Genomic DNA, 16257 nt, shown 5'->3' with positions numbered 1-16257 from the left:
AATGAACAAATTATTTATTTAATGTCAATTTTCATTTCTCCGGATAAGGCAATTTACGGGATAGATAGACTTCATTATGATCTTCGAAGAAGACAGAATTCCTTACACTTTGGCTTGGATAATCTCTTTATTCATTAAGTTCTAGCATCTTCAAATTTTTAAAATCTATCTTTAGATATTTCTACCCTAATAAAATCATCCCTATTTTTTCTTAAACTTATAGTGGCATCTATACCCATCTTTGCAGTTGTTTTGTCTTCATCTATTGAAGGATCTAGGGAAGATCCTTTAGCACCTTTTATTATAACCACATCCCTATCAGCCTGTACTCTCGTCGCTATAGCGTATTCCACATCCTTGGGGTTGTGTATATCTATATCGTCATCTACAACCACTACATGCTTTAAACTCGGATGGGAAGCTAAGGCTGCAAGTATTGTATTCTTTCCATCTCCTTCCGTTCTCTTTTCAATAGATATTACAGCATGTAGCCAGCAACATCCTCCTTCTGTTAATACAACATCCTTTACAGTTGGCACTACATTCCTTACACCTTTAAATATCCTAGGTTCCTGGGGCAATCCCATAAGTACCTTGTGCTCTATTCCTCCAGGTAGGAGGGCGTGAAATATAGGGTTTTCTTTTCTCTTTAGGGATGTTATCTTTATAACTGGCTGTTTTCTAACCTTGTCGTAGGTTCCAGTGATATCAACAAAGGGGCCTTCTTCTTCCATCTCCTTAGTGATTTTACCTTCGATGATAAACTCTCCAGGAGGTACCTCTAGATCTACAGTATCACACTTTATAAGTTCTAAGGGTTCTCCCATTAAGACAGAAGCGTATCTCAACTCGTTGAATGTGATATCTCCAGAAGTAGCTGCGGCTAGAAGTACAGCAGGGTGGACTCCTATTACTATGGCGACGTCTACTTCTCCATCCTGGATATTTTTCGTATATATACAGTGGAGATGTCTCTGTTCTACCATCCTGATTACTAAATGATCTTCCTTTACAAGTATCCTATGTATAGAGGCATTAACTCCATAATCTTTATCTTTTACAATTACAACACCTGAAGTAATATAGGGCCCTCCATCCTTAGGGTAGTATATTGGTATTGGATAGTTGTTTATCTCCCTAGGATCATCTTCTATATACTCTTTCTTCAACTTGTTGTTTATAACTAATTTTCCCTCTTTTTCCCTCTCCATACAACTTAACATATGTCTCGTAAGATCCTTTACAGAAATTCCCAGACTTTTAGCTATTGTTTCCCTATTACATAGGTTTCCTATAACCTCATAGCCATTTACATCCTTTATATACACGGGAATTCCATCGTATTTTTTCAGTATCCTAGTTATACCGAATTTTCTATCTGCAGAAGGTACCTCTATCTTTTCTATGGAGTTAATAAGCTCCCCTATCATTATTTCCCCCGTAAATTACGATATCTCCCTTTTCACATCTCGTTATTATAGAAGCAACTATATTCTTTGAATATCTTATAGAAGGACAGTCCCTTATGAAGGTAAATATCCCTTTATAACCTTCCTCTATCAATCCAATCCCTTCAAGTCCCAGTATTTTACAGTTGTTTATCGTGGAGAATCTAAGTATCTCTTTGGGATCTATATGGTATATTTTGTATATAAAATCCATCTCCTTAAGTATAGAGGGAGAGTTAGCCATAAAGTTATCAGTCCCCAATCCAACAAGTACGTCATTATTCAGTAGGTTTTTGATATCCGGTAACCCTACGTTAAAGGAGGCATTTGCTCTTGGACATACAACAACTGCTATGTTACACTCTCTTAAAAGCTGTGCCTCGTAAGGAGTTGTATAGGTAGCATGTACGATAAATGTGGGATGGAGTTTTAGATCTATTATCCTCTCTATCTCACTCATTCCATAAGTACTTTTAGAGAACTCTATAGAACCTTTATGTTCATTGGCATGGATGGAGAATATTTTGTAGTCTAACTTTCTGATAACCTTCAGGTCTTCATCTGAATACTCGTTACATCCACTTAGCCCTATTCCATCTACCACCTTCAGAATCTTTCTTATCTCATTTTTTAGATCTTCTTTATTGTAAGTTGTAGGTCTCCCTAATATTATAGGGTATGGAAACTCTCTGTTATACTTATTGTATGCCCTTTTTAGAAGATACACACCCTTTAACCCCCCTTCCCTAAAATCACAGAAGTAAGTTACACCATTATTTTTAAGCTCTTCCAACCCATCTAACATCCCATCTATTAACTCCTCATCACTACAGGTATTTAAAAATCTATGTTTCAGTCCATCGGGAGGTTTTACAAGTTCATCTAAGGTTTTGTTTATCCCTACATCTTTTATAATATTATCTCCTATATGAGTATGGGCGTTTATAAGGGGAGGTATCACAACACCTTTATGAGAAATTGGATCTCTTATATATTCTCTTGTAAATCCTTTTATTATACCATCTTCAATTACAAGAACACCTTTTCTGTATTGGAAGTCTTCACCATATAGGAAGTGGGATTTTAGATAAACAGTATCTCTAGAATACATGGTTCACCTTTAAATTACTCTTTTAATATATTAATCAATAATAATAAAAATAATAATAAAAGAGATTATAAAAAATAAAATGTGAAACTTTATTTGTTCTGTAATCCACAACCCTTTGGTGATATCTGTGAAGATAATACTTTTTATTATAGATGGATTGGGAGATAGGCCTAACTCTAAAGGAAATACTCCTTTAAAGGAGGCGAACACTCCAACATTAGATGGAATGGCTAAAGAGGGGATCTGTGGGATAATGAATGCCGTAGATATAGGAGTAAGACCTGGGAGTGATACTGCCCACTTAGCACTCCTTGGATACGATCCTTATAAGTATTACACTGGTAGAGGTCCCTTTGAGGCAGCAGGTGTAGGTATAGAGGTGAAGCCTGGGGATGTTGCATTTAGGTGTAACTTCGCCACTGTAGATGAGAACTTCAAGGTTTTGGATAGAAGAGCAGGGAGAATAAAAGAAACTAAGGAACTTGAAAAGGTTATAGATGGGTTGGAGATAGATGGAGTTAAGGTAATATTTAAGGAGTCTGGAGGTTATAGGGCAGCCCTTGTTCTAAGGGGGGAGGGGTTAAGTGATAAGGTATCAGATGGAGATCCTCATAAAGTAGGTGTTAAGGTATCTGAGGTTAAGCCCTTAGATAGTTCTCCGGAGGCAAAGAGGACTGCAGATATCCTCAATAAACTTATAAAAATCTCCTACGAGAGATTGAATAATCACCCAGTAAACGAAGATAGAAGGAAGAAAGGATTACTTCCTGGAAATATCATCCTACCTAGAGGAGGAGGGATGGTACCTTATATAGAACCATTTTATGAGAGATACAAGTTAAGGGGTGCCTGTATTGCAGGTACTGGACTGATAAAAGGTATTGGGAAGATGGTAGAGCTGGACTTTATACCTGTAGAGGGTGCTACAGGCACTCCTTCTACAAACTACATGGGTAAGGCCAGGGCTGTTGTAGAAAGTATTAAAAATTACGACTTTATAATGGTTAATGTAAAAGGTGCCGATGAGGCTTCCCATGACGGAGACTACGAGACGAAGGTAAAGGTACTTGAAAATATAGATAGGATGTTGGAGTATATACTGAACAACATAGATAGGGAGGAGGTTTATATTGTAGTAACTGGGGATCACAGTTCTCCAATAGAGGTGAGAGACCACTCTGCAGATCCTGTCCCTATAGTAATATGGGGTAAAAGTGTTAGGCCAGACGATGTAGATAGATTTGACGAGTTCTCCACTTACAAGGGAGGCCTATGCTGGATAAAAGGTAAGTATATTATGCCTATACTCTTAGATCTTATAAATAAATCTGAAAAATACGGTGCTTAGGGGTATTAAATATGGCAGTGCATCCTATAGACTATAGATACGGTTCAGAGGAGATGAAGAGAATCTGGGATGAAGAGAATAGACTACAGAAGATGCTTGAGGTAGAAGGTGCTATTGCAAAGGCTCAAGGAGAACTTGGTATTGTACCTAAAGAAGCTGCTATGGAGATCTGTAGAAAGGCGTCTACAAAATACGTGAAGTTAGAGAGGGTTAAAGAGATCGAGAGGGAGATAAAACATGATATTATGGCCATGGTAAAAGCTCTTGCAGAGGTATGTGAAGGAAATGCTGGGGAGTATGTCCACTTTGGTGTAACATCCAACGACATAGTAGATACCGCCCAGTCCTTACAGTTTAAGGAGACCATAGATATTCTACTTGGGAAGTTGGAGGAGTTAAAGGAAGAACTACTTAAGAAGGCAGAGGAGCATAAATACACCGTCTGTATTGGAAGAACTCATGGACAACATGCCATCCCTACAACTTACGGTATGAGGTTCGCCCTCTGGGCTTCTGAGATCCAGAGGCATATAGATAGACTCAAAGAGTGTAAAAAGAGACTCTGTGTCTCCATGGTTACTGGGGCTGTAGGTACCATGGCAGCACTTGGAGATAAAGGTATGGAGGTACATAAGAAGGTAGGGGAGATTTTAGGATTAACCCCAGTTCTTATCTCCAACCAGGTTATTCAGAGGGATAGACATGGAGAATTTCTGGCCACTCTTGCCCTTATTGCCCAGACCCTAAATAAGATAGGGGTAACAGTTAGAAACATGCAGAGGACAGAGATTGGAGAATTGGAGGAGGAGTTCGATCCTAAGAAACAGGTTGGAAGTTCTACAATGCCTCATAAAAGAAATCCAATAACTTTTGAACAGATCTGTGGTCTCTCGAGGATAATCAAGGCAAATGTCCTTGCAGGTTTTGACAACATTCCCCTATGGGAGGAGAGGGATCTAACAAACTCCTCTGCAGAGAGGTGTCTCTTCTCTGAATCCTGTGTACTCTTAGACCATATATTAAATCTGAGTATAAAGGGTATTAGAAAATTGAGGGTAAATAAGGAGAATGTAAAGAGAAACTTGGAATTGACAAAGGGACTTATAATGGCTGAGAGGGTGATGATGACCCTTGCTAAGAAGGGGATGGGAAGACAGAGAGCCCATGAAGTAGTGAGAAGATGTACCATGAGAGCCTACGAAGAAAGTAGGCATCTTAAGGAAGTTCTAAGAGAAGATGATGAGATTATGAAGTATCTCCGTGAAGAGGAGCTAGAGGAGCTGTTTGATTATTCCACCTATATAGGACTCGCTCCAAAGATAGTAGATAACGTTATAAAAGAGTTGAGAAGATGACGTGGATAAGGGAATACTTAGATATACTTCAGTGTCCATCCTGTAGAGGGGAGTTGGAACTTGTGGAAGAAAAGTATAGAAGATATAAACTTCTATGTAAAAGATGTAAGGAAGAATACCCTATAATAAATGATATTCCTATATTGTTAAAGAAGTGAAAATATGAGGTGCTTTTTAGCAATTGAGTTAAGTGATGAGATAGTTGAGGAACTGGAGAATCTAAAGAGTAACTTCAAAATAGAGGGGATCAAATTAGTCGAAAGGGAGAACCTCCATATTACAGTTAAATTTCTTGGGGAAATCGAGGAAAAAACTGTTGAAGATATTAAGAATATGGATCTATCCATAGAACCTGTTGAGAGTCATATAGGGGGTTTGGGAGTATTTCCCAATGAGAACTATATAAGGGTTATCTGGGTGGGAGCCTCCAATCTCGTGCCTCTTTTTGAAGAGGTGGATATGAAGCTTCAAGGGTTGAACTTTAAAAAGGAGAGGGAGTATGTACCACACATAACCATAGGAAGGGTGAAGTTTCTTAAGGATAAAAAAATTCTTAAAGAGAGAATAAAGAAATACAGAGATGTAGATATAGGAACTCTCTATGTAGATAGTATAGTGTTGATGAAGAGTACCTTAACAAGGAGTGGTCCTATTTACAATGTGCTTAAGAGATGGGATTTTTAAACAATTATAGACTCTTTTCTCATAAAGTGATAGTTAAAAAGATAAAAATTTAACTGTTTATAGAAATCTTTTATATTTTATCACTGTTAGAAATATTCTCTAAATGTTTAATGATTATAGCTTCTTAATTCATGTCTAAAGGTTGTAGGAACTTCTATATCATGGATAACTAATTGTAGGTTTTTATTTTTTATAATATAGCAACAAAAATATTATATCGAACAACAACTACTATGGAGACCTCGATAAAATAATAAGAATTTTCATGATCAAAAAAATAATAATATTTATAAAAAACATAAAGAGAAATAACAGAAAAGGAGTAAAAACTTCTAAGAAAGGAGATTAACGGAAATTTTATCTCACTTTTCATAGTATATAATATATAGTCTAGAGGGATAGAAGGATATATTAGGTATTAACCAGAGTTTAAATTATACTTTATTTACTTTTTGTTATTTTATTTACGATTATTATTTTTATTTATTTTATTTACGATTTTCGACAGGTTATTAGTTCCATATATTCTTTAATCAGTACCTTTATTATCTACTTCTTCTCTGTTCTCCATTTCTCTCTCCCTTCTCTTCAATTGATTCCCTACGATCTCATCTACCTTCTGTAGGAAAGCGTTGAGGTATATCTTAGGTATTCTCGCTCCAGAGGCTATGTTATGACCTCCACCACTACCTCCAAATTGGGAAGCGATACTCATAACCTTTGAGAGGTCTAATCCCTTCTCCACCAACAACCTGTTACCCCTGGAAGACATCTTATAGTACCCTTCCTCCTCGTAGATACCAATAACTGGTTTATCCCTTACAAGTAGAGAGGCCATATGTCCAATAGTACCTTTCTTTCCAAAGAAATACTCTATATTGTTCAATTTATGAAGTTCTATATTCTTAAGTTGTTCTATTATATCATTCTTGTACTTAATATAGATCTTTTTTCCTATCTTGATACACTCGTCATCTTCTAAGGCGACACCTATGCCCACAGAACCCATGCCTTTCTTACCACAGGCGTTAAGAATCTCCGATAGATAGTAGGCATCTTCTATCTTATGGTTTATAATGTACCTATCTACAACAATCTGGGACTCATCTACATACCTCTTAAGAGCAGAAACTAATCTATTCTTCTCCTCTTCTTCTAAGTAGGTTTTGTTAGGATCTATATCTACTTCCTTGAGTAGGTTCATTACACTCTCTTCATCACTTAACTCCTTAATATAGGGTTTTGTGGAATACAATATAGACTGCCAGATAGGGAGATCATAGGCATTGTATATAATATCCTTTACTATGTTCCTTAGATACCTGTGTTCCCTCGCCTCGTTTACTATAAACTTGTTCATACCTATGAAAGGTTCATGTTGCACGTCTCCAATAGCACCTACAATGGCGAATATACTTAGGTCGTAAAACTCATATTCCCTCGCCACTAGATAACAGACACCACTTGCAGATACCTCCCGTACCCCATTGAGGTTGAATAGGTGAGGGTTAAGTTGATGCACTTCTTCAACTTTGGTATATCTCAACTTTGGAGGATGGTGATCTAAGATGATGGCATTCATGTCCTTCCCTGCAATTGTGTCGATGTAGGCACTACCCATATCACAGAAAATATAGAGGGTGTTGTTGTACTCGTTGTTATATATTCTGTTTATAACCTTCTCATTTAGATGCTCCACAATAGAGAGGTGGAAGTTCTTGTTTAATCTGTATAACATCTTTATGAGTATAGTGCCTGAAGCCAGTCCATCTGTATCGTAGTGAGTAATTATCCTTATCAACCCCTGATGATTCTTTATCTTCTCAGCAATTTCATTCACAGTTTTTCTGTATTTCTCGTAGATTTTTTTATCTTTGAATACTGTTGTTATCATGTTATCCCTCAATGTTTAATAGAGTCCTGCTCTTTTTATAGATTAAAAGAATATTCCATCTGGGTCCATAAGGATTAAGTTGTTTTGTATCTTCAGTGTATAAAATAAAAATGACTGGTTTAGATATAATAGATTTTTAATTTACAATAAATTTATAATATAATTGTGATTATTTTATAATATTGCACAAGGGAAGGTTATGAGTCATAACTTACATAGATTTAAGGAGTATAAAATCATAGGTAAATTGGTAGATTGGAAGAGATTAGAGAATATGTTGAACAACTACAATATAATACTCTTAGATATCCTTGGTAAGGGACACAGAGGTGTGGTATTTAAAGGTTTGTATAACGACAAAAAAGTTGCCATAAAGGTACCAAGGGTGGATGCTAAAAACACAATCTATGAAGAAGGTTGTATATTAAAAGAAGTCAATACTCTAAATATAGGTCCTAAGTTGTATACTTTTTCCAAGGATTACCTTATAATGGAGTATATCGAAGGGATCAACTTGAAGAATTATGTTTCCACTGAAAACATAGATAGAAAGGAATATATTAAAATTATAGAGGAGGTTTTAAAACAGTGTATTCATCTCGACATCCATGGAATAGATCATGGTGAGATACAGGGGGGAAAGCATATCATAATAAATGAATCTTCTAAGGTGTATATTATAGATTTCGGCAGTGCCAAAATTGGGAGGACTCCTCGTAACTTTAGCAGTGCAGTTTCTCTGTTCTTTGGTAAATCTTATATCGCAAGAAGGACATGTGAAATATTAAATATCTCTGAGGTTGAATTAGAGAAAATAAGAAAATTTGTGAGGAATTATAAGAAATACGTAGTTAAAAGGACATCCTCACAATAGAATATGGACAGAAATAAAAGACAGAGCCCTCCAACGATAGAATATTTTTCCTATCAATCTATCTGTGTTTCTAATATCTCCTTAAATTTCTTAATATCTAACTTCTTATACCTATGAGTAATCTCCTTATATTTCTTATCTATTTCTTCGTCTTCTAAATTACCCTTATCTAATTCCTCCAATCCCTTAGATATTAACTCCAAGGTCCTCTGTTCAGCCTCCAACTGGTGAAATCCAAACCTAGGACCTCCACCCCTGTAGGCCCTACATACTCTCTTATCCCATATTGGATACCCTCTATCCTTACAGAAGATCTTATTTTTCTCTAAGTTTCTGACTATTTTGGCAACTTCGTCAACAACTTCATCTTCTCCTTCAATATACGCTCCAAAACATGTCTCCTTTACTCTGATATTGTAATTCAGAGAATTCAAAAATCTAAAAAGTCTTGAAGGAGATGTCCTGGCATCTTCAGATAGGACTATAACTTTTGTTTTCACAGTATCACCGTTTGTTTAATATTTTTATTATAATTAATATATAAAATTAAAATTCTTGTTTAATATATATTTTTTTATATACTGTGATATTATGAAGATTTCAGCGATTGTACTCTCGGGAGGTAATGCAGAGAGATTAGGTGGTGAGAAACCATTTAGGAGATGGAAAGAAAGTTATCTAATAGAGAGTACTATCAGAGTACTTGTGGAGATGAAGATCCCCTTTGTTTTAGTGTTTAAAAATATTAGATATTTGGATAGTGATCACATTGATAAAATAGTGTATCTGTTGAAGAAATACAGACAGACTGTAACATGGGATGTGATATACAACAGAGGGCCTACAGTAGGAATACTCTCAGGCATGAGGATAACTGAGGGAGATTGGATTCTTGTACTTCCCTGTGACACTCCCTTTATAAATAGAGAATCCTTGGAGAACCTACTGAAGTATATAGATACTGCAGAATCTAAAGGCTACAACTGTATAGTACCTAAACACGAGAATGGATACATTGAGCCCCTTTTTTCTCTATATAAAAGATCTTCCTTGAATACTCTAGAAAAGTTAGTAAAGGAGATAACAGTCAGAAATAAAGGAATCCCTATAAGGGAGTTAATTCAGAGGTTGAACCCTCTATATGTATCTTCAAAGGATATAGATAGAAGTAAAAGGGTATTTATAAATATAAATACCTTCGAGGATTTGAAAAATTATGATTCCTCTCTACCCTAAAGAACAAAAGTCTTGCAGGGAAACCATACAAAAATAGTAGTAAAAATATTGAGAAAATTATTACACCGTTGGAGTTATCATGATTTTTCCTCTGAAAGGGCGGAAGTTTTAGAGGTTAAGGTGATGTTATGATATTGAATATAGGGTACCTATTAATTTTGATGGGATTATCATTTATACTCCTAGAATCTATTATACCTGGTCTTTATTTTCCAGCAGTTGGAATATCCTTGACTATATACGGTGTAATGCTACTCTATGCTCCATCTTTGGCACTACCCCTCGCCCTAGTTGCAGGGATAGTTACAGTTGTTATTTTACAGAGTTTGGTATATAAAGTAGGGGAGGATATAAAGATAGGCCCCGAAAAATTCATAGGAAAAGTGATAATTCTATCTGTAGACTTAGATAAGAATGGACAGGGGCTGATTACCATAGATAATGAAAAATGGCATATTAAAGGGAGGGAACCTTTAAAAAAAGGTGATAAGGTTAGAATAGTTGGAATTGAAGGGGTGTTCTTAGTTGTGGAGAAAGTTAAAGAATGATTAGATACTCCTTTAATGTTTTAACGATTTCTAACAGTGTTTTAAAATATTAAGAGGGGTTATATGCATCCTTCTATTGATATCTTAATCATATCATTTAAAACATCCCTAATCTATACTTTAAAATTGATATCTATAGTTATCCCTACAATCTTTATCATGAATTATCTAATTAACTCAGGTATCCTGGAGAAGATCTCAAAAAATATATTACCTATTACGAAACATCTAAATATAAATTCTCTTGCTCTTTCTTCTATACTAGCATGTTTATTTAGTCCTACAGTCGGATATTCCATTTTAGCAGAAGGTTTAAAAAGTAATAAAATAAGTGAGGAAGAGGTAATTGCAACATCCCTTGCCAACTCTTTTCCTTCTCTTCTATCCCATACATTTACTTTTTTCCTACCTGTTGTAATACCTATATTAGGTTTAACTGGAGTGTTGTTCTTACTCATTAGGTTAGGTGTAGCACTTATAAAGACTGTATTAGGAATGTTCTATCTAAAGAGATTATCGAAGAATGGAAATATAGAGAAAGATATAGTGGTAGAAGGTTATAAAAAGAAAAGTATAAAGACTTCCCTGTACAGTACATTGAAATTTTCGAAGAGATTAGTACTAGTAATGTATACTACCATGTTTTTAGTTATACTTTTATCTAAATTAGGAGTTTTTCAATACTTGAACAGTTTAATTATGCCTGTAACTAAAACATTCAATTTAAATCCGAATATTGGTTTACTGGCCTTAACTGAAGTAATAAATGTTTACGGAGCTGTAGTAATGGCTGGAGGATTTTTGAGAGAGGGTATACTAAATCCAAAGGAGGTGTTGATAGGTCTTACCATTGGAAATATAATAACCTTCTCATCTCGATACGTAAAACACTCCTTACCTTTACATATAACTCTCTTTGGACCGAAACTTGGGACAAAAATAGTTATGATAAATGGTGCCATTACTTTACTCTTGGATATATTTATAATAGGATTTTTAATTTTAATGTAGGGTATTCATCAACATTATTCCTAAACCATTATAATAAAAAGTTATGAGCCAAATCCCCTTACTACTCAGAAAATATCTCGAATAAACACTGAGATACAAAGGAGAAACTATACCATAGTTACCGGGGTAACATGATAGATAGAGGTCTTTATTTTTAAGTTCTTTTCCATTATCTTTTCTCTTATTATTAATTTTATAATAATTATTAAATTAAAATTTTTTAAATATTCCTTCCAAGGGGAAGAAGAGTATAAAGATACAGTAGTCATAATTGTAAGAATTGGTAAAGATAACTAGATTTCTGTTAATCTTTATTTATTAAGATACAGGGAGAGAAGAGTATAAACTTTGTTAATTCCTTCTCTTTAATAGCATAGAACCTCTATTAATGGAGATTTTTCGATATTTTTATTATTAGTTCTAATTTCCATTAGAAAATATTCCTGATTATTATTATTATGAGATTTAATGCTGCATCTGAGGAGGGTCTATCACTACTTCTCTGGGCTCCCACAAGCACAATGGGTATGTTTGTATCTATCATAAAGGACAGGGCACTGGCTATGTAGTGCATGGTATCTGTACCATGGGTTAATAACAATCCCATTGGCCCCGTTCTCTACTTCTTTCTTAATCTCCTTAGTAATAATCTTTCAATGATTGGGCAATATATTTTCACTTAATATATTCATTAGGGGCCTACCAGATATATTTGCGATCTCAAGTAATTCTGGCACTACCAATATCAGGTCCACTGCCTTAAATGCTGGATGAACTGCTCCTGTGTTGTAATCCACTCTAGAGGCTACAGTGCCCCCAGTGGATAGGATGGATATGTTTTTTAGGTTTTTCTCTTTTTTCAATATTTATCTTTGGTTTTTTTGTAGGTCGGGGGTTTTCCAATCTCTATTTTTTCTATGGATAGGATATTATCCTTTGAAATACCTATGTTGTATCCATTTTTCATTTTAATAACCAATATACCATATACAGGGAGGGCATAACAGTACCTGTGTATTGAGTATTTTTCGTTTTTAGAGATATTTAATCCCCAACATTGTAATCTCCCATGTTAGTTTTATTTTTCATATTTTATTACCTATAATTAATTAAAATAATTATTATATAATTTTTATAATATATTTATTTCTCGGAAGGTTTATAAGGGAGAAGATACAACCTTCATATATATGTGTTATATAATATAAACACCACAAAGGCGATAATATATGAGAAACAATCTATTAAAATTATTATTGTTAATAACGATAATCCTAATGCCATTACAAGTATATGGAGAAGAGCCTAAGATTGTGAAAGCCTGGTTGGGAGTATATGAGTATAACGGTACTTACTACGATCCCTTAGGGAATACATTTGATGGAGATAATTCATATAATGGTCCAGATTATATATATACAGTTATAGATTATCAGTTGGACAACGGAGATATAATAAGACAGGTGATAAAATTAAATGATGATGACGGAACTACAGACCCAGCACCTACCGCAGTATTATCCTGGACAGATCCAGATGGTAATACACATACAATATTTGAACAGAGTGGAGGGAACACTTATAACGTAACTTCTCTTCCATATACTACAGAGATACCAGTAGGATCCCAGATCAAAATAATAATGAATGATAATTATAATGATGACAACTATGCAGATGGATATTGGGACATATATATATCAGAAGATGGAATAAACTTTAGTGGAGCCCACCAAGGTGGTAGTTATTACCACAACCTCTCCTTTGTACTCCAAAACTTAAATAGAAACATTACCTGGGAAGTACAAATGCCTTATAAAAATAGCGGTAATGAATATTATAGCGGAATAATTCCATTTAATGGATCCGAAGCTATTATATACAATATATCTGGCGATACACCATATGCAGGCCAGACTTTACAGTATGCCCCACCTACTAACTTTTTCGTAACTCCAGGTGGAGGTTTATCAATTAGGGCTCCCATACCCATTGGTGCAGTAATTGTATCTATTATAGTTATGTTATTCATATCCTATAAAAGAGTAGAGTAAAAATATAATTAAAAATTTAGGTTTTTAGGGCCTCTTTAATTAATTTAAGGCCCCTTTCTAAAAGACCCTTTGCTATATTATTATCCCTCCCTTCAACCCTTATTCTTGTATAGGGTTCAGTTCCAGAGGGCCTTATAAGTACCCATCCATCTTCTAAATTAAACCTGGCACCATCTACAGTTTCAGGGACTACACCATCATATATTTTTTCTCCACTTTCTATTATATACTTAATCACACTTGATTTTTTATCCTCATTACACTTGATTTTTTTCCTTAAATTTACATAGGAAGGTACCTTCTCCATAAGAGTATGCAATTTATAGTCTTCGAAAATAGAGGTAGGATACATGATAGATAGAGGTCATTTTTAAAGGTTCTTTTCCATTATCTTTTCTCTTAATTATTAATTTTAATAATAATTATTAAATTTTAAGATTTAATTTAATAAACTTTTTATACAATTTCCTAAAAATTTTTTAAATATTCCTTCTAGTACTTTGGAGGGATTGTCCATATCTCCTTTTTCTACAATATAGTCTATAAGCTCGTTCTTCTCGATGAACTCTAGAAGCTTGTCTATTTTGTTGTTGTCCATCTTCTTTAAGATACGTCTAAACTTGAGTCCAAAATCAATCTCTCTCCATATTTCCCTTTTCCAGAGTTTATGGTATTTTTTCAAGTACCCAATATCATGCTCTTCCCTGAGGTATTCTTCTATAACATTTCCACAGATCTTGGCGCATTTTGCTCCGTAGTATAGTCCCCCTCCACTTAAAGGTTTCACATGTCCTGCAGCATCTCCAACAAGGAGGAGATTATTTTTAACTGTCTCCTTTGCATACCCTATAGGAAGGGCTCCTACAGAGAACTCTACAGGAATGCCGCCCTTCAGCATCTGGGAGACTACAGGGTGATTCTCTATAAGATTAATAAGTTTGTTGTATCCATCTGACGTATCACATAGGCCAACCCTTACTCTATCCTCTCCCATAGGAATTATCCATGCAAAGAAGTCTTTAGAGTAAGATTTATCTAAAAATATATAGACAAAATCACTGTCAACATTCACATTAACCATCTCAAGCTGGGCCCCAGAGAGTACCTCTCTAATCATAGGTATTCCTGCAGATCTTCCAATACTGGATCTTACTCCATCTGCACCAACTATAACCTTGGGATTTAGACGGTAGTTATCCCCCATAAAACTTACAGAGAGGGTGTATCCTTTCTTCTTAATCTGATTTTTGAAATTGAGAATATTTTCCGATCTATTCTCCTTCTGATGGTAGGGAGTTTTAACCAATCTACCGTAGGCTTTAAGTAGGAAATCAACCTTCTTAGATACTCTCTTTGCTATATCTTTGTCCATGATTTTCCTTTCAAACACATAAGCCCTAATGTCCCTATCTTCAATTTTTATACTTCTATTTTTTGAAAATATATAAGCCCCCTTAACTTTGTTTACCACGCCTTTTGGGTATCCTAACTCCTTCACCCCCTTTTTACTAACAAGTCCTCCACACTGTAGAGGAACTCCTACCGCACTATGCTCTTCAACAATTAACACCTTATGATGTTTTATACTCTCTCCAGTGATACAACCTATTGGCCCTCCTCCAACAATAACGACATCGTATCTATCCAGATCCATAGTTTCCCTATATCCTTGGTTGAATTATAGCATAATTGTTATAAAAAAATTTAATTATAATAACCAATATGAATAATAAAATAATAATAAAACAATATAATAACCCGCTTATGAGATTAGAGTTGTATCTATATACTTAGTCTCTTAAAAAAGTGGTCTATATAAAAATTTTATAGGAGATTGAGGGGTCTTATGAATCCTGTCCGAATACTTTTTAACTCTTTAATATATATTTTACCAGCCTATGTTGCAAATGCTGCCGCCTGTGTATTTGGTGGAGGAGCCCCAGTGGATTTAGGGAAGTGCTTCTTAGATGGAAGAAGATTACTAGGCGATGGAGTTACATATAGAGGATTTTTCTTTGGTTTACTTTGTGGATGTATCGCTGCTGCTTTTGAGAGTATCCTTCTAAATCTGGATATAGTAGGAACTTCTGAGTTCTACTATAACCTCTTTAAATGGATATATGTTGGTTTTTTCCTATCCTTGGGAGCCCTCTTTGGGGACATGGTAGGTAGTTTTATCAAGAGAAGGTTAGGAATAGAGCGGGGAAAACCTGCACCTCTACTCGATCAACTTGACTTCGTTGTATTTGCAATGTTATTTGCCTATCCTTTTGCACCTCTAACCTTAGACATGATAGTTACAATATTGATCATTACACCTGTGATACATCTATCAAGTAATATTGTGGCCTATTTACTGGGAATTAAAAATATATGGTGGTAAATTCCAAAAAGAAATTCCTTAAATTATTATTTTAGTTATAAAAGAATTTTCAGAAGTTTTAAAAGATGTGTGTTTTATATATTTATATATACTTCTACAACATTTATATCCCTATCGTTCTAAACCTAAAAACAATACAATACTCTATACATGGCAAATATTATGCAATGGAATGATAACCTAAGTCAAAGACTTAGGTTGGATGTAAGCCTGCAACCAAGTGATACCTGGTAACGACCGGTGGCGATCGTACTCCATTTTAATTCCGGTTGATCCCGCCGGAGGCCACTGCTATTGGGGTCCGACTAAGC

At 35.0% G+C, this 16257-nt stretch carries 16 protein-coding genes and 1 pseudogene; 10 read left to right on the top strand and 7 right to left on the bottom strand.

The genetic code is table 11. The features are described from left to right. Positions 1-158: 158 nt before the first annotated feature. Both MHHB_RS06085 and MHHB_RS06080 read right to left on the bottom strand, forming a co-directional pair. Entirely contained in the window at positions 159-1430 is a 1272-nt protein-coding gene (locus MHHB_RS06085) for a UbiD family decarboxylase (protein ID WP_131007790.1), read from the bottom strand. Continuing rightward, positions 1411-2559 (bottom strand): amidohydrolase family protein, encoded by a 1149-nt coding sequence (locus tag MHHB_RS06080; protein ID WP_131007789.1) that lies wholly within the window; start codon positions 2557-2559, stop codon positions 1411-1413. The genes MHHB_RS06085 and MHHB_RS06080 overlap by 20 nt, the downstream gene beginning before the upstream one ends. 127 nt (positions 2560-2686) lie before the next feature. Here MHHB_RS06080 and MHHB_RS06075 point away from each other — a divergent pair, with 127 nt between their 5' ends. The 4 genes from MHHB_RS06075 to thpR are packed head-to-tail and all read left to right on the top strand — an operon-like array spanning position 2687 to position 5946. After that, positions 2687-3907: a 2,3-bisphosphoglycerate-independent phosphoglycerate mutase gene (locus MHHB_RS06075; RefSeq protein ID WP_131007788.1), complete on the top strand. Its 1221-nt coding sequence runs from the start codon at positions 2687-2689 to the stop codon at positions 3905-3907. Between the two features lie 11 nt (positions 3908-3918). Further along, a complete protein-coding gene (gene purB, locus MHHB_RS06070; protein ID WP_131007787.1) occupies positions 3919-5262 on the top strand; it encodes an adenylosuccinate lyase in 1344 nt (447 codons plus the stop codon). After that, the gene (locus MHHB_RS06065; RefSeq protein ID WP_131007786.1) at positions 5259-5420 is read left to right on the top strand and encodes a Trm112 family protein; all 162 of its coding nucleotides are present in this window, start codon (positions 5259-5261) and stop codon (positions 5418-5420) included. The genes purB and MHHB_RS06065 overlap by 4 nt, the downstream gene beginning before the upstream one ends. Before the next feature lie 4 nt (positions 5421-5424). Then, entirely contained in the window at positions 5425-5946 is a 522-nt protein-coding gene (gene thpR, locus MHHB_RS06060) for an RNA 2',3'-cyclic phosphodiesterase (protein WP_131007785.1), read from the top strand. 529 nt (positions 5947-6475) lie between these two features. Here thpR and MHHB_RS06055 read toward each other — a convergent pair. Continuing rightward, the gene (locus MHHB_RS06055; protein WP_131007784.1) at positions 6476-7840 is read right to left on the bottom strand and encodes a DHH family phosphoesterase; all 1365 of its coding nucleotides are present in this window, start codon (positions 7838-7840) and stop codon (positions 6476-6478) included. A gap of 199 nt (positions 7841-8039) precedes the next feature. On the opposite strand from MHHB_RS06055, the gene MHHB_RS06050 reads away from it, so the two are divergent. Then, a complete protein-coding gene (locus tag MHHB_RS06050) occupies positions 8040-8714 on the top strand; it encodes a protein kinase domain-containing protein (RefSeq protein WP_131007783.1) in 675 nt (224 codons plus the stop codon). Positions 8715-8767: 53 nt separating this feature from the next. Here the strand turns inward: MHHB_RS06050 and MHHB_RS06045 are convergent, their stop codons facing one another. After that, positions 8768-9214, bottom strand: a complete 447-nt coding sequence (locus MHHB_RS06045; protein WP_131007782.1) for a methanogenesis marker 6 protein — start codon at positions 9212-9214, stop codon at positions 8768-8770. A 91-nt stretch (positions 9215-9305) separates the two neighbouring features. On the opposite strand from MHHB_RS06045, the gene MHHB_RS06040 reads away from it, so the two are divergent. The 3 genes from MHHB_RS06040 (at position 9306) to MHHB_RS06030 (ending at position 11509) form a co-directional block, all read left to right on the top strand. Beyond that, positions 9306-9950 carry a molybdenum cofactor guanylyltransferase gene (locus tag MHHB_RS06040; RefSeq protein WP_131007781.1) on the top strand — a complete coding sequence of 215 codons (645 nt, stop codon included), beginning with the start codon at positions 9306-9308 and terminating at the stop codon, positions 9948-9950. Positions 9951-10078: 128 nt separating this feature from the next. Continuing rightward, the gene (locus tag MHHB_RS06035) at positions 10079-10498 is read left to right on the top strand and encodes an NfeD family protein (protein WP_131007780.1); all 420 of its coding nucleotides are present in this window, start codon (positions 10079-10081) and stop codon (positions 10496-10498) included. Between the two features lie 63 nt (positions 10499-10561). Then, positions 10562-11509 carry a nucleoside recognition domain-containing protein gene (locus MHHB_RS06030; protein WP_131007779.1) on the top strand — a complete coding sequence of 316 codons (948 nt, stop codon included), beginning with the start codon at positions 10562-10564 and terminating at the stop codon, positions 11507-11509. Positions 11510-11966: 457 nt separating this feature from the next. On the opposite strand, the pseudogene MHHB_RS06615 reads toward MHHB_RS06030, so the two are convergent. Beyond that, positions 11967-12511: pseudogene (locus MHHB_RS06615) on the bottom strand (asparaginase domain-containing protein); the annotation flags it as partial. Positions 12512-12786: 275 nt separating this feature from the next. Between MHHB_RS06615 and MHHB_RS06020 the strand changes: the two are divergent. After that, on the top strand, positions 12787-13563 hold the full coding sequence (locus tag MHHB_RS06020; protein ID WP_229701939.1) for a hypothetical protein: 777 nt from the start codon (positions 12787-12789) through the stop codon (positions 13561-13563). A 16-nt stretch (positions 13564-13579) separates the two neighbouring features. Here the strand turns inward: MHHB_RS06020 and MHHB_RS06015 are convergent, their stop codons facing one another. Further along, a complete protein-coding gene (locus MHHB_RS06015; RefSeq protein WP_131007777.1) occupies positions 13580-13915 on the bottom strand; it encodes a phosphohexomutase domain-containing protein in 336 nt (111 codons plus the stop codon). 87 nt (positions 13916-14002) lie between these two features. Then, positions 14003-15217 carry a geranylgeranyl reductase family protein gene (locus tag MHHB_RS06010; protein ID WP_131007776.1) on the bottom strand — a complete coding sequence of 405 codons (1215 nt, stop codon included), beginning with the start codon at positions 15215-15217 and terminating at the stop codon, positions 14003-14005. A gap of 192 nt (positions 15218-15409) precedes the next feature. Between MHHB_RS06010 and MHHB_RS06005 the strand changes: the two genes are divergently transcribed. Further along, entirely contained in the window at positions 15410-15946 is a 537-nt protein-coding gene (locus MHHB_RS06005; protein ID WP_131007775.1) for a CDP-2,3-bis-(O-geranylgeranyl)-sn-glycerol synthase, read from the top strand. Positions 15947-16257: the final 311 nt, after the last annotated feature.

The organism is Methanofervidicoccus abyssi, from assembly GCF_004310395.1.
Taxonomy (GTDB): Archaea; AGJL01; Methanococci; order Methanococcales; family Methanococcaceae; genus Methanofervidicoccus; species Methanofervidicoccus abyssi.
Note: the sequence above shows the minus strand (reverse complement) of the source record. Positions and strands in the feature narration are given on the sequence as shown.

What these genes read in the sequence shown, in the direction of transcription:
- MHHB_RS06085 (WP_131007790.1), bottom strand. Translation starts at nt 1,430, where the DNA reads ATGATAGGGGAGCTTATTAACTCCATAGAAAAGATAGAGGTACCTTCT.
- MHHB_RS06080 (WP_131007789.1), bottom strand. Translation starts at nt 2,559, where the DNA reads ATGTATTCTAGAGATACTGTTTATCTAAAATCCCACTTCCTATATGGT.
- purB (WP_131007787.1), top strand. Translation starts at nt 3,919, where the DNA reads ATGGCAGTGCATCCTATAGACTATAGATACGGTTCAGAGGAGATGAAG.
- MHHB_RS06065 (WP_131007786.1), top strand. Translation starts at nt 5,259, where the DNA reads ATGACGTGGATAAGGGAATACTTAGATATACTTCAGTGTCCATCCTGT.
- thpR (WP_131007785.1), top strand. Translation starts at nt 5,425, where the DNA reads ATGAGGTGCTTTTTAGCAATTGAGTTAAGTGATGAGATAGTTGAGGAA.
- MHHB_RS06055 (WP_131007784.1), bottom strand. Translation starts at nt 7,840, where the DNA reads ATGATAACAACAGTATTCAAAGATAAAAAAATCTACGAGAAATACAGA.
- MHHB_RS06050 (WP_131007783.1), top strand. Translation starts at nt 8,040, where the DNA reads ATGAGTCATAACTTACATAGATTTAAGGAGTATAAAATCATAGGTAAA.
- MHHB_RS06040 (WP_131007781.1), top strand. Translation starts at nt 9,306, where the DNA reads ATGAAGATTTCAGCGATTGTACTCTCGGGAGGTAATGCAGAGAGATTA.
- MHHB_RS06035 (WP_131007780.1), top strand. Translation starts at nt 10,079, where the DNA reads ATGATATTGAATATAGGGTACCTATTAATTTTGATGGGATTATCATTT.
- MHHB_RS06030 (WP_131007779.1), top strand. Translation starts at nt 10,562, where the DNA reads ATGCATCCTTCTATTGATATCTTAATCATATCATTTAAAACATCCCTA.
- MHHB_RS06020 (WP_229701939.1), top strand. Translation starts at nt 12,787, where the DNA reads ATGCCATTACAAGTATATGGAGAAGAGCCTAAGATTGTGAAAGCCTGG.
- MHHB_RS06015 (WP_131007777.1), bottom strand. Translation starts at nt 13,915, where the DNA reads ATGTATCCTACCTCTATTTTCGAAGACTATAAATTGCATACTCTTATG.
- MHHB_RS06010 (WP_131007776.1), bottom strand. Translation starts at nt 15,217, where the DNA reads ATGGATCTGGATAGATACGATGTCGTTATTGTTGGAGGAGGGCCAATA.
- MHHB_RS06005 (WP_131007775.1), top strand. Translation starts at nt 15,410, where the DNA reads ATGAATCCTGTCCGAATACTTTTTAACTCTTTAATATATATTTTACCA.